Origin of the sequence: Streptomyces sp. ICC1, from assembly GCF_003287935.1 — a bacterium.
Classification (GTDB): Bacteria; Actinomycetota; Actinomycetes; order Streptomycetales; family Streptomycetaceae; genus Streptomyces; species Streptomyces tritrimontium.
Window position 1 is genome coordinate 2,977,455 of the sequence record NZ_CP030287.1, and the last position, 19,077, is coordinate 2,996,531.

Sequence of the window (19,077 nt, forward strand, 5' to 3'; positions counted from 1 at the left end):
GCCCCTTCCAACCGCCGGTCCCCACTCAGGTGCACGACCTGCCACCAGCCCCCGCCCTGACCGAGGCTGAGGCATGGCTGGCATGGACCTCAAGACAGGTCGCACGCCGCGACCCGACCAGCCGGCCCCACCCATGCCCCTACCCGCCTGGCCTGAACCCTCGCAGGCGCGGCGGGCACCAGGATCCGGACCGTTTCCGGACCAGTTGCCTCCAACGAACCGTACGCACCACAGTTTTCGCTGGTCAGCGTGGGTGCGATGACTGTACCTCCAGGAGACGAAGAACCTCCTGGTGAGTCACTCCCTCGACTGAAGGCCTGACCGGTTCAACGAGTGGGCGTGCCAGCCAGTAGACCGAGCTACCACAGGGGACACACCTGGGCCCCCAAACAGCGCCCTCGCCGGGTTTGATGCATGGAGTGGGCGCCCGCTGGTCACCCCGCCGGGCATGGGGGCGCCCCCTGCTGGCGCGACCGCGGCGGCTTCAACACCGCGCTTCGTCGACTGCCCACAACGTCGTGCGCCGGCCTCCGCGACATACGCACCGCCGGCGACGACCGGTTCCTCCTCATCGCCGACCTGATGAGCGGCTGCGGCATGCGCAACGGCGAGGCCTTCGCCGTGAACCTCAACAACCTGGTCGCCAGCGACATCTACCGCATCACCGAGCAGGTCAACCAGACCACCAAGACCTACGGCCGCCTCAAACACCGCAAAGCGACCGACTACCGCGACGTCCCTCTCCCGGCCCGCGTCCGGGAAACCATCGAGTGGTACGCGGACAAGCACGGCACGGTCGACGGCTACCTCCTCCGCCACCCCATGGACCCCACGAGGCCCTACCTGGCCTACTACCTCCAGAACCAGTGGCAGCGCGTCAAGCGCACAGATGAGGTCGACATCCCCGAGGGCATGGTCATCTACAGCCTCCGCCACTTCTTCGCCTCGAACTGCCTCACCAACGGCATCCCCATCACCGACGTCGCCGAATGGATGGGCCACAAGAGCCTCGACATCACCTTCAAGATCTACCGCCACCTCATGCCCGGCTCCATCGGCAAAGCCGCCAAAATCCTCGACGTCGGCCTGGCTGCGTGAAGTAGTCGCCTTCGGCCACGCGCTCCACCTGGTGCGCCATCGGGAACTGCCCGCGCAGACCAGATGCCGGGCACCCCGGCTTCGCGAGACAGATCCCGCTGATACTCGAATGGTGATCTACGGAGGGGCATCCAGTGACGTGGTCGTCAGGGCTGTTGGGGTTCGCGGCCGGGCTGGTCATCTCGATGACGACCGCCCCGGTCGGGGTGTCCGGTGCGGTGTTCCTGCTGCCGGTTCAGGTCAGCGTCTTGGGAGTGCCCTCTCCGTCCGTGACGCCCACCAACCCTCTCTACAACGTGGTCGCCGGGCCGGGTGCGCTGCTGCGGCACGCCCGCAGTGGCCGGCTTGGCGGGCCACTGACCCGCCTGTTGCTGGTCGGTACCGTTCCCGGCGTGGTCGTAGGGGCCGCGATCCGGGTGTTCGCGGTCCCCGGTCCGACCGTCTTCCGCATGTTCATCGCGGCCCTGCTGCTTCCGCTCGGCGTCTGGCTGTGCGCCCGGACCATCCGACCGGCTACGGGACGACGAACGGCCAAGCCACCGTCCCCTCGGGCCACCGGCGCCCTGGCACTGGTGGTGGGAACGGTCGGCGGGATCTACGGCATCGGGGGCGGCCCCCTGCTCGGCCCGATCCTCGTCGGCCGCGGCGTACCGGTCTCCGAGGTCGCCCCCGCCGCCCTCGCGTCGACCTTCGTGACCTCCGTCGTCGGCGCCTCCACGTACGCCCTGCTGTCGCTGATCGCATCCGTCAGCGTCGACACCGCCCGGCGGTGGGCCGACGTCGACCGCTTCCCCACCTTCCGCGAGAGCACCCGGCGGATGGTCTCCGGCGAACACCTGGCGGCGTTCTGCGTCGAACTGGCCCAGGAGGCGGCCGACGAGGAGCCGCACACGTCAGCCCGCAACGGGTTCCCCGGCATCGTCACCGCAGTCACGCTCGGCAAGGTCTCCGCCCAAGTCGAGATCCAGGCCGGCCCCCACCGTGTCGTCTCCCTCCTCACCCGGGAAGCGGTGGAGGAACTGGGACTCGAGGCCGGCGTCCAGGCCGTGGCCCGGGTCAAGTCCACCAGCGTCCACATCGATCTGGGCTAACGTCCCGGCACGGCAGACAGGCGCTCGAGGGGGCGCGGGCGCGCACGGCATCGTCGCAGCGTGCTCCTGTGATCAGGGACTCACGCCCTTGGCCGAAAGCGGAGCGCAGGGTAGCGTCACGGCGACATTTAGACATAGCGACGACGGCGAGACGGAAGTCCGGTGTGAATCCGGCATGGTCGCGCCACTGTGTGCTGCGGTGACATCCTCCGGGGTGGCATCGCGGCGAGTCAGACCCGAGGACCGTCGTCCTGCACCACCGTATGGGACGCGTGTTCCCCGAGGAGGTTCCATCATGGCCGAGGCTGTCGCTTCCGCTGCCATACCCACCCCTTCCGACTCCCTGTCGGCCCCGCTGCCCGTGCGCGCCGTACTGCCCTGGGCGGTCTTCGTCGGCCTCTTGATGCTCGTCGCCCTGTACTTCGTCGGTGCCGAACAGGGCGCCACGGCCGTGTTCTCCGGTGAAGGCGTGCACGAGTGGGTGCACGACGGTCGTCATCTGCTCGGCTTCCCCTGCCACTGAGAGGCACGCACATGTACGCCTCTACTGTCAGAGGACTGCTGGTCCGCGGCATGCTCGCGGGTCTGATCGCCGGACTGTTCGCCTTCGCCGTCGCCTACGTGGTGGGTGAGCCCCCGGTACGGGGTTCCATCGCTGTGGAGGAGGCCCAGGCCGCTCAGGAGGCTCAGGCCGACCCCGCCGCGGCTGCCCAGAGCTCGCATGCCGGACACGGCGCCGCCGCTCCGGCCGAGGCTGCGGACGAGGAGGAAGAACTGGTCAGCCGGCCGGTCCAGTCGACCGTCGGCCTGGCCACCGGCGTTCTGGTCTACGGGGTCGCGCTGGGTGGCGTCGCCTCCCTGGCGTTCTCCTTCGCCCTTGGCCGCGTGGGCAAGTTCAGCCCGCGCGCGACGGCGGCGCTCACCGCGGCGGGGGCCTTCGCGACCGTCTACCTGGTGCCGTTCCTGAAGTACCCGGCCACCCCGCCGGCCGTCGGCAACCCGGACACCATCGGGCAGCGCACCACGCTGTTCTTCCTGATGATCCTGCTCAGCGTCCTGCTCGGCCTCGGCGCGATCATCGCGGGCCGGCGGCTGGCTCCGCGCCTGGGCAACTGGAACGCGACGCTGACCGCCGGTGGCGGCTTCGTCGTTGCCGCTGCGATCGCGTTCGTCTTCCTGCCGGCGAACGACGACGCGGTCAAGCCCGGTTTCCCCGCAGCCCTGTTGTGGGAGTTCCGGGTCGCCTCGCTGGCCGTCCAGGTCGTATTGTGGCTCGTGTTCGCGATCGTCTTCGGAGTCCTGGCCCAACGACTCCTGGCCACGCGGGCCGTGGGCGCCGACGCGGAGGCGACAGCGCAGCGCGAAGCGCCCGTACTCAGCTGACTTCGCACCCCGTGCCTGTGTACGACGGCCCCGCTCCCTCCACGTGGAGGGGGCGGGGCCGTTCGCTTTCCGCCGCTCAGGCCGGGGCGAGCACACGTGCCTGGGGCGTGAGGCGTCCGGTCCGGGCCAGGACGGCGACGGCGGCCGCGCAGCCCAGCCCGGTCGCGGTGAGGGCGAGCCAGGTGATCCACAGGGCCTGATGGCGGACGGCGAAGTCCCACAGTGCGCCGGTGACCAGGTTGCCGAGGGTGATGCCGAGGCCGGAGACGGTGTTGTAGAGCCCGTAGTGGGTGGCGACCAGGCGGTCGCCGGACAGAGCCACGACGGTGTCCATCTCGAACGGGTAGACGATGGCGCTGCCCACGGCGAGGAGCACCACTGCCGCCGTCAAAGAGACCAGCGACAGGTACGGAGCTCTGGACGGGGTGAACACCAGCGGGAGAAAGGCCACTCCCATGGCGGCCAGCCCACGGACCAGGGCCTGCCGCGGGGTCCAGCGGCGTTTCGCCCAGCCCGTCAGCCGGAGTTGCCCAGCCACGGCGACAGCCGCCGATACGACGAACAGGCCGCTGGTGGCCCGGGTTCCCGCCACATCACCGAGGGCGTCTGCCGCGGCCAGCGGCAGGGCGAGGTACACCTGGAAGGTCAGGACGTAGGAGCCGATCATCGCGATCGAGAAGAGCAGGAACGGCCGGTTGGCCACGACGGTCCGCCACTGCGCGAGTACGCCCTCCGGCGAGTCGGCCGCGGCGGCATTGCCTCCGCGGTCGGGCAGAGCCCGCCATTGCAACAAGGTCAGCGCGGCGAAGATGAGGGCCGACGCCGCGCAGACCGCCCGGAAGTCCGCCGCCAGGAGTGCGAGTCCGACGAGCGGGCCGAGGAGCATGCCGGCCTGGTAGTAGACGTTGAAGGTGGCGAAGGCGTCCACGCGCCGGTCCCCCGCCTCGGCGGCGAGGTAGGCCCGCACGGCCGGGTTGAAGAGGGCGCCGGCGAATCCGGTGGCGGCGGAGGCGACGATGAGGGCCGGCAGGGTGTCGACCCAGCCGAGCAGTCCGAATCCGAGGGTGCGGAGCAGGCAGCCGGCCATGATCGGGGCCCTGTAGCCGTAGCGGTCCGCGAGGGTGCCACCGATGAGGAACATGCCCTGCTGGGAGAGGTTGCGTACGCCGAGCACCAGGCCGACGGCCCAGGCGGCCAGGCCGAGGCCGCCTGCGAGGTGGGCGGCCAGGTAGGGCATGAGCATGTAGAAGGCGAGGTTGATGGCGAACTGGTTGGCCATCAGAAGGCGTACCGCGGGTGGGAAGGAGGCGGTCTGCCGCCACAGCGCCTTCATCGGGACGCTCCGGCCGACTCGCCCCGGCGGGTGGCGCCGAGGGGATCGAGGACGGTGGTGCACCGGGTCCAGCGGGTGATCGTCTTCTCGCCCTGGTAGGTGACCTCCTCGGGGTCGTCGGCGGGCCGGTGGTCCAGGAGGTCGTGCGCGACGCAGTACGCGTCGTCGAAGACGGTGCCGACGTAGCGCTGGGGTCCGTCGGGGAAGACGGCGACGATCCTCGATTCGGCGGGCATGGTCTTGGCCAGCCAGCGGGCGGTGAGGCCGACCGCGCCGACGCTCCAGCCGCCGCTCGCGTAGCGGTTGCGGGCGAGTGCGCGGGCCGACCAGACCGCTTCGGCGGCGGAGACCCAGTGGACCTCGTCGAACAAGTCGTAGGCGACGTTGCCGGGGAAGATGCTGCTGCCCAGTCCGCGCATCAGGCGGGGCGCGGCCGGCTGGCCGAAGATCGTGGAGCCGGTGGTGTCCACGCCCACCACCCGCAGGTCGGGGAAGAAATCGCGCAGGACGGAGGCGATGCCGGCGGAGTGTCCGCCGGTGCCCACGCTCACGACGAGGGCGTCGATCCGGCCGAGCTGGGCGACGAGTTCGTGGGCCAGCGGCCGGTACGCGGTCACGTTGTCGGGGTTGTTGTACTGGTCTGGGCACCAGGAGCCCGGATCGGCGGCGAGGAGTTCTTCCACCCGCTGCCGACGCGCCTGCTGCCAGCCGCCTACCGGGTGCGGAGCGTCGACCAGCTCGACGTCGGCCCCGTAGGCGGTGAGCAGGCCGGTCATCAGCGGCTCCATGCCGGGGTCGGTGACGACGGTGACGGGATGGCCGAAGGTCACTCCGGCCAGAGCCAGACCCAGGCCGAGTGTTCCCGAGCTGGACTCGACGATCCGTGCGCCGGGGCGGAGTTCACCGCGTTCGCGGGCGGCCTGAACCATGTACAGGGCGGTACGGTCCTTGATCCCGCCGGGATTGCAGCCTTCGAGCTTGGCCCAGAATCCCCGCCCGGCGGCGGTGAACGGCTCACCCACCCACAGGGTGGGCGTGTTGCCGACCAGGCCGGCGGGGGTGAGCGTGGGGCGCTTGGTCTCGGCCAGGAGTTGGGCGGGCGAGGCGGAAAGGGTGAACGGAGCAGAGGAGTTCATGACGTGCTTCTCCCTCGGCCGGGGCGCGTGCGAAGGCGCGCGGGCGGCCGTGCTGGGGTGTCCGGGGGCTGATCGGGAGAGCCGCGGCAGCAGGCAAGTGCACCCACCGCATCAGGCGCGGCTCAGCCTCCGATCAGGTCCGCCATACACCGAGCAGCGCCCGGTCTCCCCTCACAACACCCGGGCCGCCGACCACCCCCGGCGGATGGCCGCCCCCGAACCCGAGCGGCGCCGCGGCCGGCACCGACTCGAGGGTCGTCGGAGAGCCGTCGACCGCGGTCACCGGCGCCGCAACGTCGCGAGGGGCCCGCAGGGTGGGTTCATCCGCGTCCACACATCCGCTGGCGTCGCCGTCAGTCGGGCCCATCTGTGCTGCGCCGAACCGCTCGGAGGGTACGAAGGCCGATCCGCAGCCCGGCGAGGCCGCAGCCTCCGCCGACAGGGTGTCTACGCGAGCCGAGTCCGGGGACATCGGCCCATGAGCGCAGAGCAGCAGATGCAGGAGGGCAGCCAGGGCTAGCGTCAACACCGCCCCGCTCCACGACACAGGGCGTCGGCTGCCCCCGCGTACCGCCCTGATCACCATGAACACAAACAGTAATCAAACCAGCACATAAAGTTCCCGTCAGGCGGTGCTCCACCCGCCGTCCCGGCAGCGCCCAGAGCGGCAGACCCCATGGGAACAGCGGGAAGCACCCCGCTCGCGTGCGCGCTGGTCCCCGGGCAAGACGAATCACGCGATACGTCAGATCGGGTGGAACTTGGCCCCGAGTAGCCCTCTCGACGGGGCCGGGTGATGACCCGCCTCAACCGGTCCGGGAGAACGAGCGGTCCGTTGCATCAGGACGGCGGCGGCAGCTCCGGGCCGACCGTGAGAACGAGCACCGAAGCGGATCCGGCGCCTGATTGCTCGGCTGTGAGCCCCGGCAGGCGTCCCGCGAGTGCCTTCGCCTGCGACTCCATCCCGGCCGGGTAGGTGAGCGAACTCTTCGCCGCCGGAGCGTTGCCGGTGGCCACGACCTGGAAGCCGAGTCCGCGCAGCTGCTCGGCGACCTGCTGGGCGCGCCCGGAGACGCCGGTGGCGTTGAGGCGGCGTTGCCGCCCCCGGCCCACACCGCGGCCAGGGCCACGGCCAGTGCGGCAACCAGCGAGGCGCCGAGGATCAGCCGGAGCCGCGGGCTGCGGCGGGCCTCACTCGCCACGGCCGGCCCGATTCCGGCGCACGGCGAAGATGACCGCGCCGATGACGACGACCAGGCCGACGCCGAACCCGAGCACAGCGGGCATCGCGCTGCCGCCCGCCTCCCTGTGGGGCGCGGGCGACGGGGAGCCTGTGGCGGGCGCCGGTGGCGGAGTCGCAGAGGGAGTGGATGCCGGGCCCGGGCCGACGGGCTGCTTGACGGTGAAGGTGTACGAGCCGGAGACCGGGTGACCGTCGGCGGACACCACGCGGTAGCCGACCGTGTACGTCCCCGGCAGTCCGGAAGCCTGCAGGGCGAGGCTGACCTGCTTGCCGGACACCTTCGGCGCGTCGGCCGGTGCGGGCTGTCCGTCCGGCCGGGTCAGCCCGATCTGGGCGTACTTCTGGTCCATCTGGTCGCTGAAGGTCAGAGTCAGGGAACCGGGCATCTGCTCCAGGGTGGCGCCGTCGGCCGGAGTGGAGCTTTCGAGATCGGTGTGTGCGGTCGCCTGGGGAGCGGCGAGGGTGATGAAGGCCGTGGCGCAGAGCGGTACGGCGAGGAAACGTGCCGCCCGAGGGACGGCACGCCGGTGAAGGACGGGCATGTGCGAGCTCTCTGTATCCCCTGGCGTCAGGGCACGCCGGGGTGTGATGGGGCCCCGGCGTCTCGTGCGCCGGCCCTCACGTCACGGCCGTCAGGCCATGCAGCAGGACGCACAGCACCGCCAGTACTGCCGCCCGTACCGCGCGCACCGCCCCGGACGCCGGTGAGGCATCGGGGCGGGAGAGAGGGGTTGGGGGGAGTGTGCTCGAAGCACTCTCGGACAGCAGCGTACCCAGTCGTCCTGTGGCCGACGCCATCATCACGTCGCAGACCGCCGAGATCACACGGATGAACACCTTCCTCGGCAAGAACTGACCCGCCCAACCCCAGGGGCGGGCGGGCCGCCCGGCCTGACCCGCCCCCGGCTTTTGTCCCTGGCCCCAGGCACGGTTGTGGCCGTCGCCTGGCCGGCCCGGGCGGCAGGCAGCACGGCGACCACTAGGCAACCGACCGGACCACCAGCCCCGGCCCGAGCCGAACCAGGCCGGAGCCGCGAGACGCACGGCGTTCAGGCACCGGCCTTCCCTTCGAGCAGCCGCTAGTTCGGCATCCGTGCGGCTCGGGGGTGCGTTTCGTACATGCGGAGTGCGACGAGCAGGCCCGAGGCGGCGGTGAGTGCGGCAACCGCCCAGACCGCCGCGGTCAGCCCGTAGGCGTCGGCGAGGATCCCGGCGAGAAGCGCGCCCACGGCGAAGCCGCCGTCGCGCCAGAGCCGGTAGACGCCGACCGCACGGGCGCGCCAGGCGGGGTGGGCGACGTCTCCGATCACGGCGAGGAGGGTCGGGTAGACCATGGCGGTGCCGAGGCCCAGGAGGGCCTGGGCGGCGGCCCAGATGCCGAAGGTGGTGCCGGCGGCGACGAGTCCGATGGCGACGGCCTGGAGCAGCATGCCCGTGGTGATGAGGTGTTTGCGGCCGATGCGGTCGGACCACCAGCCGGTGAGCAGTTGGCCTGCGCCCCAGACCGCCGGGTAGATGGCGGCGAGTGCGCCGATCTGGCCGATGGACAGGCCGTGGGCGGCGAAGAGCAGGGGGAAGATGCCCCAGGCGAGGGCGTCGTTGAGGTTGTTGACCATGCCGGCCTGGCTGGCGGAGGACAGGGCTCTGTCGGTGAAGCTGGTGCGCCGGGCGATCTGCCCGGTGCTCAACTGGGTTGCGGCCAGGTCTTGTACGGGGTGGAGTGCGGCTTCGGCGCGGGCGTGGTCGCGCGTCTCGCGGACGGCGAGGACGGAGAGGCCGAGGCCCAGGGCGGCGTAGGCGGCGCCGAGCAGGAACGGTTCCGGGCGCAGGCCGGCGTGGGCGGCGATGGCGCCGGTGGCCATCGCGGTGGCGGCGACGGCGACGTATCCGGCTGCCTCGTTGAGGCCCATGGCCAGGCCGCGGCGGTCGGGCCCGGCGAGGTCGATCTTCATGATGACCGTGGTGGACCAGGCCAGTCCCTGGGAGGCGCCGAGCAGGACGTTGGCGGCGACGATCCAGCCCCAGGACGGCCCCCAGGCCAGCATCGCCGGGACGGGCAGGGCGAGGAGCCAGCCGGCGATCAGGACGGGCTTGCGGCCGTAACGGTCGGAGAGGGTGCCGGCGAAGAAGTTCGTGACGGCCTTGGTGGCCCCGAAGGCCAGGATGAAGGTCAGACCGGCCGTGGCGGAGTCCAGGCCGAAGACCTGGACGGCCAACGGCGAGAGGATGGTGCGCTCTTGGCCGAGCATGCCGCCGACCAGCGCGTTCACGGCGACGAGCAGGGTGAACTGGGCAAGGTTGGCGCGCAGTCCGAGCGCTGTGCCGCCCTTGGGGCGAGGGGTGACCGAGGCGGTCACACGCCCTCCTGAAGGGAGCGGCCGGTTGCCTCGGCCCAGCCGGTGGGGCCTCCGTCGAGAACCGCGAGATTCTGATGGCCGGCGCGCTGGAGCAGGCTGGCGGCGGTCATGGCGCGCTCGCCGTGGCCGCATGCCACCACCAGATCGTTCGGGGTTACGTCGGCGTGAGCGGTAAGGGCGCCGAGTTCGATGTGGATCGCGCCCTGAATGTGGCCTGCGATGTGCTCGGCACGCTGCCGCACGTCAAGGACCGGCCGGTTGTCGATGCGGTCGGCGCTGACGAGAGGGAGGGTCTGCTGGTCGCCGCCCGCGGCGGTCCAGGCGTCCATGCCTCCGTCGAGATGTCCGGCCAGCCGTTCGTAGCCGATCTTCAAAGCCTGCCAGGTGATCTCCGAGAGGTCTTGGCCCGGTGCGGTGACGAAGGCGATCGGGGCGTCGTCGGGCAGCAGCCAGCCCAGCCAGGTCGCGAACTGGTCCCGCAGCGGGATGGAGATCGCGCCGGAGATGTGGCCGGCGGCGAAGGCTGTCACCGGGCGTACGTCGACGAGGTGTCCGCCGCCGCCGAGCAGGGTTCGCACCTCCCCGGCGCTGAGGGCTGCGAGCCCGGGGGTGGCGCCGAGTACGGCGGGCCCGCGTCGGTTCCGCTCGCCCAGCCGGTCGAAGTACGCGGGGTAGGTCCCGAGGCTGGCGAGCAGTTCCCGTACGAAGGTGTCCTCGTCGGGAGCGGCGAGAAGCGGGTTGGCCTGCTTCTGGGCGCCGATGGTGGTGGTGCGCTCGGCGCCGGGTGGGGCCGAGCAGAAGGATCCGGCCCCGTGGGTGGGCCATACGGCCACTGCGTCCGGCAGTTCGGCCAGCCGCTTCAGCGAGTGGTACTGGGCGCGGGCGAGCTCGGCGGCGCGTTCGGCCCCCAGCAGGTCGGTGCGGGCGGCCGAGCCGACGATCAGGGATCCGCCGGTGAACACGCCCAGCTCGCGGGCGCCGTCCAGGAGGAGGAAGGACAGGTGCTCGTCCGTGTGCCCGGGCGTGGCCAGCGCCCGCAGGGTCAGCCCGCCCAGGTCGGTCTCGTCGCCGTCGCCGAGGGGGGTGTGCGGGAACTCCCGGCCCCCGGCGGCGGAGGCCAGTACGGTCGCGCCGGCGTCGGCGGCGAGCTGCACGGCTCCGGAGAGGAAGTCGGCGTGCAGGTGGGTGTCGGCGGCGAAGGCCACCGTCAGACCGCGGTGGCCCGCGGCCTTGCGCAGAGCCCGCAGGTCCCGGCTCGCGTCCACGGCCAGGGCCCGGCCGCCACCGAGGTCTACGAGGTAGGCGCTATTGCCCAGCCCCTCGTCGACCAGCGGCATCAGATGATCGTCAGCGAAGCCCATGAGGTCCTCCAAGTGTCACGGTAGGGGCTGAGTGGTCACAGCGCCCTACCCATGGATACAATATTCCATGGATTACTGGAGGATGCCATGGGAGACGTGACGCGGAAGTCCGCGCTGTACGACGCCTTCGCCCACACGGGCAAGGCACTGAGCAGCGGCAAGCGCCTGGAACTGCTCGATCTGCTCGCACAGAGCGAGCGCACGGTCGATGCGCTCGCCAAGGCGGCGGGGCTGAACCTGACCACCGCCTCCGCCCACCTGCAGACGCTCAAGCAGGCCGGACTGGTGTCCACCCGGCGGGAGGGCGTGCGCATCCACTACCGGCTGTCCGGGGACGACGTCGCCGCCCTGTACGCCCTGCTGCGCAAGGTCGCCCAGACCCACCAGGCGGGTGTGGAAACCGCGCGCACCGCCTACCTCGGCAATGACCAGCCGGAAGAAGTCGGGCGCGATGACCTGCTCGCCCGCGCGCAGGCGGGCGAGGTCCTCGTGCTGGATGTCCGCCCCGCCTCGGAGTACGACGCCGGGCACATCCCCGGCGCCCTCTCCATCCCGGTCGAGGAGCTCGCCGAGCGCATCGCCGAGCTACCGGCCGACACCGAGGTCGTCGCCTACTGCCGCGGTGAGTACTGCGTCATGGCCTACGAAGCCGTACGCCTGCTCAACGCCAACGGCCGCCGCGCCGTCCGGCTGACCGACGGCATGCTCGAGTGGCGGCTCGCGGAGCTGCCCGTGGCCACCGGAGCCGCCGCGTGATCCCGACCCACACCGGCCTCGACGGCGGCCCGATCTACCTGGACTACAACGCCACCACCCCCGTCGATCCCCGGGTGGCCGAGGCCGTGCAGCCCTACCTGGCAGCGCGGTTCGGCAATCCCTCCAGCGGACACGCGTACGGCGCCAGGCCCAAGCAGGCACTCGCACGGGCCCGGCGGCAGGTCGCCACCCTCATCGGTGCCAGTGCCGACGAGATCGTGTTCACCGGCTCCGGCTCGGAAGCCGACAACCTCGCCATCCGTGGCGCCGTCCTCGCCTCCAAGACCGGCCGACCGCACGTCATCACCCAGATCACCGAGCACCCCGCGGTACTGGAAACCTGCCGCGCGCTGGAGCGCCTGCACGGCGCCGAAGTGACGTACCTGCCCGTCGACCACCACGGCCTCGTGGATCCCGCGGACCTGACGGCCGCGTTGACCCCGCACACCGTGCTCGTCTCGGTCATGGCCGCGAACAACGAGACCGGCTCCCTCCAGCCCGTCGCCCAGCTGGCCCGTATCACCCACGCCCACGGCGCACTCTTCCACTGCGACGCCGCCCAGGCCGCGGGCAAGATCCCCCTGAACGTGAGCGAGTTGGGCGTCGACCTGATGACGGTCGTCGGCCACAAGATGTACGCGCCGAAGGGAATCGCCGCTCTGTTCGTGCGCAGCGGAGTCGCCCTCGAACCCCTCGTCTACGGCGGTGGCCAGGAGAGCGGCCTGCGCGCCGGCACCGAGAACGTCGCCCTCGCCGTTGCGCTTGGCACCGCCGCCCAACTCGCGGCCGAGGATCTGACCGACGGCGCTCGCCACCGCATCGCCGCGATGCGCGACCGCCTCCACGACCGGCTGGCCGACGGCCTGCCCGGCCGGGTCCGGCTCAACGGCCCCTCCGGAGGTCGCCTTCCGAACACGCTGAACATCAGCATCGAGGGCGTACGAGGCCACGAGCTGCTGGACGCCGTCCCGGAGATCGCCGCCTCCACCGGCTCGGCCTGCCACAGCGGCGACCACCGGCCCTCCCCCGTCCTCAGCGCCATGGGCCTCGACCCGGCCCGCGGCCTCTCGGCGCTCCGGCTGTCCCTCGGCCGCTGGACCACGACCGACGACATCGACCGGGCCATCGGGCTGCTGACCGCCGCCGTGCAGAAGCCACCCGCAATTCGGGCTTGACCTTCGAGTCGGGTCGAAGGTTTACCGTCGGGTCATGGACACCTTCCGCATCTCGCAGCTGGCCGAACGCTCCGGCGTTCCGGCCACCACGCTGAGGTTCTACGAGTCCGCCGGGCTGCTGCCCGCCGAGCGTACGGCGGCCGGCTACCGCGTGTACGACGAGCAGTCGCTGGAGCGGCTGACCTTCATCTCCTCGGCCAAGCTCCTCGGGCTGCCGCTGGAGGAGATCCGCGAGCTGCTCGGCGTGTGGGAGCAGGGCGCGTGCTCGGCGGTGCGGGCGCGGATGCTGCCCTTGGTCGCCGATCGCATCGCCGATGCGGACCGGCGCCTCGCCGAGCTGTCGGCGTTCTCCACGCGTCTGACGGGAGTCCACGAGCAGCTGTCCGGTCCGGCCCCGGCCGGCACGTGCGGGCCGGACTGCGGCTGCGTGAGCCCTGCGGGGCCCGGCCCGGTGCCGGTGGAGCTGTCATTGACCCGCCCCGAGCCCCGGAGGAGCGCGGACGAGGCGTGGCGGGAAGCTCCGGTCGCCTGCACGTTGGACAGCACCGAGCTGAGCGAGCGGACCGAGCAGTGGCAGAGCCTGGCAGACCGGGCCCGCAGCCGAGCGGAGATCCCGGACGGGCTGCGGCTGACCTTCCCGGCCACGCCAGAGCTGGCGTCCGAGATCGCCGCGCTGTCCGCCGCCGAGCAGGGCTGCTGCGCGTTCTTCGACTTCACCCTGCACCTGACCCCCTCTGAGCTGGCCCTGACCGTGCGGGCCCCCGAGGCCGCCGGATCCCTGCTCACCGATCTGTTCGGAGTGACGGCATGACCCCCACACAGCATCCTTCCCGCCCCTGGGTCGCCGCCGGTACGGGCGCCCTCGCCGTGGCCGCATGCGCGGCATGCTGCATCGGCCCGCTGCTCGCCTTGCTGGGTGGCATCGGCGCTGCCTCCGCGATCGGCGCGGTGTGGATGCCCGCCCTGGCCGTGGTGACGGTCGCGGCCCTGGCGGGCGTGGTGTGGATGCTGCGCCGCCGACGCGCAACGGCCTGTGGGACGGGCCACACCACGGCCGACCTGGGGATGCCCACGGTCAGGCCCGCAGCCGGCGTCCGGACCGAGTCGGCCCCTCGCTGACCTCGTCCGGGAGAATGAGCGGGCCGGTCGGCGTCGTCGTCGCAGACCGCGGTACAGCTGAGGGAGCAACACGGTGTCGCAGGAATCGCAGGGTCTGGTCGAGCGGATGGAGGACCACCAGGTCGCCGTCTACCTCGGGGCGATGGCCGTCGGCGCCGCCCTCGGCTGGGCGGCCCCTGCGGTCGGCCCCGGGCTGGAACACGCCATCAACCCCGTCCTGGGCGCCCTGTTGTACGTCACCTTCCTCCAGGTCCCCGCCGCCGAACTGGTCCGCTCGCTGCGTGACGGCCGGTTCCTGTCGGCCACCCTGGTGGTGAACTTCCTCGTCGTACCGCTCGTCGTCGCCGTGATGTTCGCGTTCCTGCCGGCCGACCAGGCCATCCGCCTCGGCGTGCTCCTGGTCCTGCTGTGCCCCTGCGTCGACTACGTCATCGTCTTCAGCGGGCTGGCGGGAGGCAGCAACCGCCGCCTGCTGGCCGCCACCCCGCTGCTGCTGGTCGCACAGATGGTGCTGCTGCCGGGCTTCCTCTTCCTCTTCATGGGTTCGGACCTGGCCGACATCGTCGAGATCGGCCCGTTCGTCGAAGCCTTCCTCTTCCTGATCGTGATTCCGCTGGCTCTGGCGTGGGCCACACAGGCATGGGCCGCCCGGCGCCCCTCCGGTCGGAGGGTGTCCGACGCCGCGACCATGACGATGGTCCCGCTGATGGCCGCCACGCTCTTGGTGGTCGTCGCCTCCCAGGTCCCGAAGCTCGGCGGCCGGCTCTCGGACGTGGCGGCCGTCGTCCCCTTCTACGTGGTCTTCCTGGTCGTCATGGCCTTCGCGGGCAAGGTGGTGGCCCGACTGTTCCGCCTGGACGCCCCCGCCTCCCGGGCGGTCGTCTTCACCGGGGCGACCCGTAACTCCCTGGTCGTTCTTCCCCTGGCACTGGCCCTGCCGGACGAACTGGCGGTCGCTGCGGTCGTCGTCGTCACCCAGACCCTGGTCGAGGTTCTCGGCATGGTCGCCTACGTCCGCCTGGTGCCCCGCCTCGTCCCCGAGGACAAGGCACCGGCCATCGTCTGAGCAGGACGGCGTCTGCGGTGCTGCGGACGATTTCCGCCGCCTACTACCGGCGGGCCCAGCCGGGATCTCCCACCGGCCGGGCCCCTCCGGCACGTTCGCGTACCCGACAGTCGCCTGGCCGTGCGGTGTAGTCTCCCGCCGCCTGAACCGCCGCGACGAGAGCCGCCGTGTCCACGCCCGCGTCTGTCTCCAGGAGCACGATGCTGCGTCCGGCGCGCACGTCGGTGCGGGCCGAGCGGACGCCTGGGAGTTCTTCCAGCTCGTCGTCGATGAGCAGCCCGCAGCTGCCGCAGCGCATGCCCTCGATGAGGAGGGTCACCTGCGTGCCATCACGCCCGGTCTTGTCCCTGCGGCTGAACAGCTTCACTGGAGGTCCTTCTTGAAGTCGATGGCGCCGGTCTGCATGCCCATGGCGCAGGAGAAGCGGAGCGTGCCGGGCTTGCGGGTGCCCAGGTCGATCTCGGTGTCGCCGTCGCGTTTGACGATCTCCTGCACACCGAGTTCGGGGATGGTGAAGGCACGGGCGCAACCGCCCGAGTCCTTTCCGTGCAGGACCAGCGTGGTGGGTACGCCGGCTCTCGCGGTGAACTGCGTGGGGACGTAGAAGTCCGTGACGGTCAGGGTGACGATCTGCTTCCCGGAGGCGTCGATGCTGACCGGAGCAAGGTCCACTCCCGTCTGTCCCGCTCCGGGGTCGTACAGGGGATCGTTCTCTTCAACGCCCTCGACGATGAACGGCCCGCTCGCGGCTGTGGTCTTTCCCGGCGTACGGAAGGAGACCCAGCCCCCGGCCTGGAGCGCGGACGCCATGGTCCACACGGCGACGACCAACACCACCACACCGGTGAGCGCCGCCAGACGGCCGGACAGCGCCTGGCTGCTGCGCCGGAACAGGTACCCGAGCACGGCGAACAACGGCGAGGTGCCGAGCACGAACCCGGCCATCACCGCCGCCCCCGCCACCGCCGAGCCGGATGTGATGGCCAGCAGTTCCATGGACAGCGTGACCCCGCACGGCACCAGCACGGTGGCGAAGCCGATCAGTGCGGGAGTGACGGCCGAGTCGGTCTTCGTGCTGCGGCGCATCAGGCGCCCGAAGGATGCCGGAGGCCGGGGTACCAGCCGCCCCACCCCTTTGACGCCGAAGAGGTCCAGGGCGAACAGCACCATCAGCAGTCCGGCAGCCAGCATCAGCACCGCCTGGACGCGAGGGCTGGGCTGCAACGCGCTGCCGAAGATGCCCAGCAGGACGCCGAGCAGAGTGTGGGACAGCAGCTTTCCGACGAGGAAGGCACCGACCGGGGCCAGGGGCGTGGCTGTCTCCGAGGCGGGGAGAGAGTTTCGGGGTGTCTTACGGACGGACGTCGGGGCGGGAGCGCGGCGGCGGGTCACCGCGCCGGCCAGCAAGCCCCCTTGAATGGCGGCGCACGAGGCACCACCGGCGAGCAGCCCGGTGCTCGCACCGGTGATCAGCAAAGCGACGGACGACGGCATGCGTCGTTACTCCAGTTCTGCGACGACGGCACGCACACACGGAAAGCCGGGCGTGCCGAGGCGGACGTGAGGAACGCGGCGTCCCGTAAGGCAGTTGCCTCACGGGCGGCGACCCGTCACGTCCGTGACACGCACAACCGGTGGAGATCAGGCGGGGCCGCTGTCCCCGGCGGAGCATTGGGCTCGGCTCCCAGGAGAGCGGGGTCGCAGCTCGGCACGGGCAGCGCGCCCGTGGGCTCCGGGCCGACCGGGCCTTCCTGAGCGAGGACAGCCCGAGGAGTCGCACAGTGCTGCGCAGTCGTCGGGCAGCTCGGGCTGTGGTCCGGCGTTCCCACGGCGGGCGGGCCGGCAGTGTGCCCTCCGACAGCGGCGGTCACACCCATGTCCATCGACGCCGGCATTGCCATGGCCATCGCGGGACGTGCCAGCCCTGCCAGGCAGAGCAGAAGCGCACACACCAGGAGCGCTCCGGACCACGTCCGAAGCGGCAGCAGTAGGCGTCGCGACATGCGCGCCATGCTAGGACATGGTCGGCAACCCGCTTCGCAGCGCCCGTCGGTGCACAGGCACGAGGTGCGCGATCCTGGGGTCATGGACATCGAGGTCGTGGTCGTACCGGACTGCCCCCACGAGCAGCCCGCCGTCGAACTGATGCGTCGGGCACTCGACGACATGGGGCTGCACGACGTCCGGTTCGGCACGCGTGTGATCAGCGACCACCACGAAGCCGAACGAGCCGCGTTCACCGGATCGCCCACCTTTCTGCTGGACGGCCGCGACCCCTTCGCCGAGCCCGGAGGCGCCCCCGGTCTGGCCTGCCGGATCTACCGCACGCCGAGCGGCCTCGCGGGCCTGCCGACGCCCGGTCAACTACGCCAAGCCCTCGAAGCCGCCGCCGGCGACGAACCGGGCCCCTAACCGGCGGCCCCACCCTTGGCACCCAACCGGACTGTTGCGCCAAGCGCCAGGCAGGAAGCCAGAGCAGCGAGTGCGGCAAGGCCCGCGAAGAGCTGTGGGTAGCCGCCGAGCGGGGCGGCGAGCGCCGCTCCGGCCCAGGGGGCAAGTGCAGCTGCGATGTGGGCCGGTGCGCCGAGGAGGGCGGAGAGGCGGCCGTAGTGGGCGGTGCCCCAGCGGTCGGTGACGGCGGTGGCCTGGAGGAGGGTGAGGTTGCCGCGGACGACTCCGGCCAGGACCGCCAGCAGTACCAGTAGGGGTACGGGGCCGGATACGAACGCGAGCGCGGCCGTGGTCGCGCCACCGAGGGCGATCAGGGTGAACGTGCGGGTGGTGACGGAGGTACGGGCCGACAGGCTCGCGTACAGGGTCCGGCCAAGGGTCTGGCCGGCTCCACCAAGGCCCAGGGCCCAGGCGGCCGTGGTGGCGGGGACCCCGCGCTCGGTGAGCAGCGGGATCAAGCCCATGACGACGGCGTACATGGAGAAGCCGGAGAGGGTGAAGGCCGCCGCCAGGAAGAGGAAGGGGCGGCTGCGGGCCGTGGGGGTGACCCGGCCCGCAGCGCCCCAGGGGGCCCCGCACCCGCTGTCAGAGGGGTGGGCTAGTTTCCTGCCATGGATCTGCCCTACCGCACCAGGCCCTCCGTCGGGGACATCATCGCGGCCGTGCCCGGTCTCGCACCGTACGCGCGGCCGGCCGTGGTGCTGGCCCCCGAACGGGGGGAGCCGACGGTCCACCAGAGTTCCGTGGGCGGACCGTTGCTCTGGCCGGCCGACGAGCCCTGGCCACACTGCGGCCTCCCCGACGAGAAGTCCGGCTCCGGGACGCCGGCGACCGCCATGGTGGCGGTGGTGCAGGTGCACCAGCGGGACGCACCGGGCGACTGGTGGCCCGAGGGCAAGGACGTGTTCCAGCTCCTGTGGTGCCCCAACGTGCACTGGGATCCGCCGGCTCCGCACGCCGACGTCAGCCCGGTCGCCGAGATCCGCTGGCGGAACAGCACCGATGTCACGAGCACGCTGGGGTCGCCGCCGCCGCCCGTACGGCAGGAGGACCCGGACTACGGCTTCACCCCGGTCGGGTGCACGCTCGCCCCGGTCGCCCTAGTTGACTTCCCTTACCCGATGGCGTTGCCGGACGGTGAACTCCCCACCTCCGTACGGGAGTACGTGAAGTCGATCGGGGGTGAGGGCGATGTCATCACCCGGGTGGCCGGGATCAAGTTCGGCGGGTGGCCCACCTGGCACCTCACCGACCCCTACGACGTCCCGTGTCACACCTGCGGGGCCCCGTGCGGGCTCCTGTTCACCGTGGCCAGTGACGCGACCACCGGGATCACGGTGGGAAGGTGGGGCGACTTCCGCGTCTTCGCCTGTCCGGCCGGCGAGGCGCACGGCTACGTTTTCGACCAGCACTGATCCACCCGACCGGCTCCTGGAACCGGCTGGAAGCGGAGAGTCATCGCGTGATCGCGATGAGTGAGAATTCGGGTGTGCCGGGACTCCTGGTGG

Annotated in this window: 20 protein-coding genes and 2 pseudogenes; 13 read left to right on the plus strand and 9 right to left on the minus strand. The window is 71.4% G+C overall.

The genetic code is table 11. The features are described 5' to 3' along the window. Nucleotides 1–414: 414 nt before the first annotated feature. The 5 genes and pseudogenes from DRB96_RS14075 (at nt 415) to DRB96_RS14095 (ending at nt 3,572) form a co-directional block, all read left to right on the plus strand. On the plus strand, nt 415–1,098 hold the full coding sequence (locus tag DRB96_RS14075; RefSeq protein ID WP_239516282.1) for a tyrosine-type recombinase/integrase: 684 nt from the start codon (nt 415–417) through the stop codon (nt 1,096–1,098). A gap of 134 nt (nt 1,099–1,232) precedes the next feature. Next, nucleotides 1,233–1,835: pseudogene (locus DRB96_RS14080) on the plus strand (TSUP family transporter); the annotation flags it as partial. Beyond that, nucleotides 1,824–2,189: a TOBE domain-containing protein gene (locus DRB96_RS14085; RefSeq protein WP_239516830.1), complete on the plus strand. Its 366-nt coding sequence runs from the start codon at nt 1,824–1,826 to the stop codon at nt 2,187–2,189. The pseudogene DRB96_RS14080 and the gene DRB96_RS14085, both read left to right, overlap by 12 nt. A 295-nt stretch (nt 2,190–2,484) precedes the next feature. Then, nucleotides 2,485–2,712, plus strand: a complete 228-nt coding sequence (locus tag DRB96_RS14090; RefSeq protein WP_112448775.1) for a CbtB-domain containing protein — start codon at nt 2,485–2,487, stop codon at nt 2,710–2,712. Between the two features lie 11 nt (nt 2,713–2,723). Continuing rightward, a complete protein-coding gene (locus DRB96_RS14095; RefSeq protein WP_112448776.1) occupies nt 2,724–3,572 on the plus strand; it encodes a CbtA family protein in 849 nt (282 codons plus the stop codon). Nucleotides 3,573–3,648: 76 nt separating this feature from the next. Here DRB96_RS14095 and DRB96_RS14100 read toward each other — a convergent pair whose 3' ends face one another. From DRB96_RS14100 to DRB96_RS14120, 4 genes are all read right to left on the minus strand, one after another. Further along, nucleotides 3,649–4,905: an MFS transporter gene (locus DRB96_RS14100; protein ID WP_112448777.1), complete on the minus strand. Its 1,257-nt coding sequence runs from the start codon at nt 4,903–4,905 to the stop codon at nt 3,649–3,651. After that, on the minus strand, nt 4,902–6,041 hold the full coding sequence (locus DRB96_RS14105; protein WP_112448778.1) for a PLP-dependent cysteine synthase family protein: 1,140 nt from the start codon (nt 6,039–6,041) through the stop codon (nt 4,902–4,904). Before DRB96_RS14105 ends, DRB96_RS14100 begins: the two co-directional genes overlap by 4 nt. An 840-nt stretch (nt 6,042–6,881) precedes the next feature. Further along, nucleotides 6,882–7,154, minus strand: a complete 273-nt coding sequence (locus tag DRB96_RS14115; RefSeq protein WP_112448780.1) for a LytR C-terminal domain-containing protein — start codon at nt 7,152–7,154, stop codon at nt 6,882–6,884. Nucleotides 7,155–7,232: 78 nt separating this feature from the next. Continuing rightward, nucleotides 7,233–7,826 (minus strand): copper resistance CopC family protein, encoded by a 594-nt coding sequence (locus DRB96_RS14120; RefSeq protein ID WP_112448781.1) that lies wholly within the window; start codon nt 7,824–7,826, stop codon nt 7,233–7,235. A 200-nt stretch (nt 7,827–8,026) separates the two neighbouring features. Between DRB96_RS14120 and DRB96_RS44565 the strand changes: the two genes are divergently transcribed. Beyond that, entirely contained in the window at nt 8,027–8,140 is a 114-nt protein-coding gene (locus DRB96_RS44565; RefSeq protein ID WP_239516446.1) for a DUF305 domain-containing protein, read from the plus strand. 223 nt (nt 8,141–8,363) lie between these two features. On the opposite strand, the gene DRB96_RS14125 is transcribed toward DRB96_RS44565, so the two are convergent. Further along, entirely contained in the window at nt 8,364–9,641 is a 1,278-nt protein-coding gene (locus DRB96_RS14125) for an MFS transporter (protein ID WP_112448782.1), read from the minus strand. Further along, nucleotides 9,638–11,002 carry an MBL fold metallo-hydrolase gene (locus tag DRB96_RS14130; protein ID WP_112448783.1) on the minus strand — a complete coding sequence of 455 codons (1,365 nt, stop codon included), beginning with the start codon at nt 11,000–11,002 and terminating at the stop codon, nt 9,638–9,640. The genes DRB96_RS14125 and DRB96_RS14130 overlap by 4 nt, the downstream gene beginning before the upstream one ends. 87 nt (nt 11,003–11,089) lie before the next feature. On the opposite strand from DRB96_RS14130, the gene DRB96_RS14135 reads away from it, so the two are divergent. The 5 genes from DRB96_RS14135 to DRB96_RS14155 all read left to right on the plus strand — a co-directional run bounded on the left by DRB96_RS14135 (nt 11,090) and on the right by DRB96_RS14155 (nt 15,118). Next, nucleotides 11,090–11,758 (plus strand): metalloregulator ArsR/SmtB family transcription factor, encoded by a 669-nt coding sequence (locus DRB96_RS14135; RefSeq protein ID WP_112448784.1) that lies wholly within the window; start codon nt 11,090–11,092, stop codon nt 11,756–11,758. Further along, nucleotides 11,755–12,933: a cysteine desulfurase family protein gene (locus DRB96_RS14140; RefSeq protein WP_204357719.1), complete on the plus strand. Its 1,179-nt coding sequence runs from the start codon at nt 11,755–11,757 to the stop codon at nt 12,931–12,933. Before DRB96_RS14135 ends, DRB96_RS14140 begins: the two co-directional genes overlap by 4 nt. Nucleotides 12,934–12,967: 34 nt before the next feature. Further along, entirely contained in the window at nt 12,968–13,744 is a 777-nt protein-coding gene (locus DRB96_RS14145) for a MerR family transcriptional regulator (RefSeq protein WP_112448785.1), read from the plus strand. Further along, entirely contained in the window at nt 13,741–14,052 is a 312-nt protein-coding gene (locus DRB96_RS14150) for a hypothetical protein (RefSeq protein ID WP_239516447.1), read from the plus strand. Before DRB96_RS14145 ends, DRB96_RS14150 begins: the two co-directional genes overlap by 4 nt. Before the next feature lie 73 nt (nt 14,053–14,125). Then, nucleotides 14,126–15,118 carry a bile acid:sodium symporter gene (locus tag DRB96_RS14155; RefSeq protein WP_112448786.1) on the plus strand — a complete coding sequence of 331 codons (993 nt, stop codon included), beginning with the start codon at nt 14,126–14,128 and terminating at the stop codon, nt 15,116–15,118. Nucleotides 15,119–15,161: 43 nt separating this feature from the next. Here DRB96_RS14155 and DRB96_RS14160 read toward each other — a convergent pair whose 3' ends face one another. Both DRB96_RS14160 and DRB96_RS14165 read right to left on the minus strand, forming a co-directional pair. Continuing rightward, on the minus strand, nt 15,162–15,485 hold the full coding sequence (locus DRB96_RS14160) for a cation transporter (RefSeq protein ID WP_112448787.1): 324 nt from the start codon (nt 15,483–15,485) through the stop codon (nt 15,162–15,164). Next, a complete protein-coding gene (locus DRB96_RS14165; RefSeq protein ID WP_112448788.1) occupies nt 15,482–16,612 on the minus strand; it encodes a sulfite exporter TauE/SafE family protein in 1,131 nt (376 codons plus the stop codon). The genes DRB96_RS14160 and DRB96_RS14165 overlap by 4 nt, the downstream gene beginning before the upstream one ends. Nucleotides 16,613–17,203: 591 nt before the next feature. Here DRB96_RS14165 and DRB96_RS14170 point away from each other — a divergent pair. Next, nucleotides 17,204–17,530, plus strand: a complete 327-nt coding sequence (locus tag DRB96_RS14170) for a hypothetical protein (protein WP_112448789.1) — start codon at nt 17,204–17,206, stop codon at nt 17,528–17,530. On the opposite strand, the pseudogene DRB96_RS14175 reads toward DRB96_RS14170, so the two are convergent. Further along, nucleotides 17,527–18,105 (minus strand): annotated as a pseudogene (locus DRB96_RS14175) (MFS transporter); the annotation flags it as partial. The gene DRB96_RS14170 and the pseudogene DRB96_RS14175 overlap by 4 nt on opposite strands. 75 nt (nt 18,106–18,180) lie before the next feature. Between DRB96_RS14175 and DRB96_RS14180 the strand changes: the two are divergent. Continuing rightward, on the plus strand, nt 18,181–18,984 hold the full coding sequence (locus DRB96_RS14180) for a hypothetical protein (protein ID WP_239516071.1): 804 nt from the start codon (nt 18,181–18,183) through the stop codon (nt 18,982–18,984). Nucleotides 18,985–19,077 lie beyond the last annotated feature (93 nt).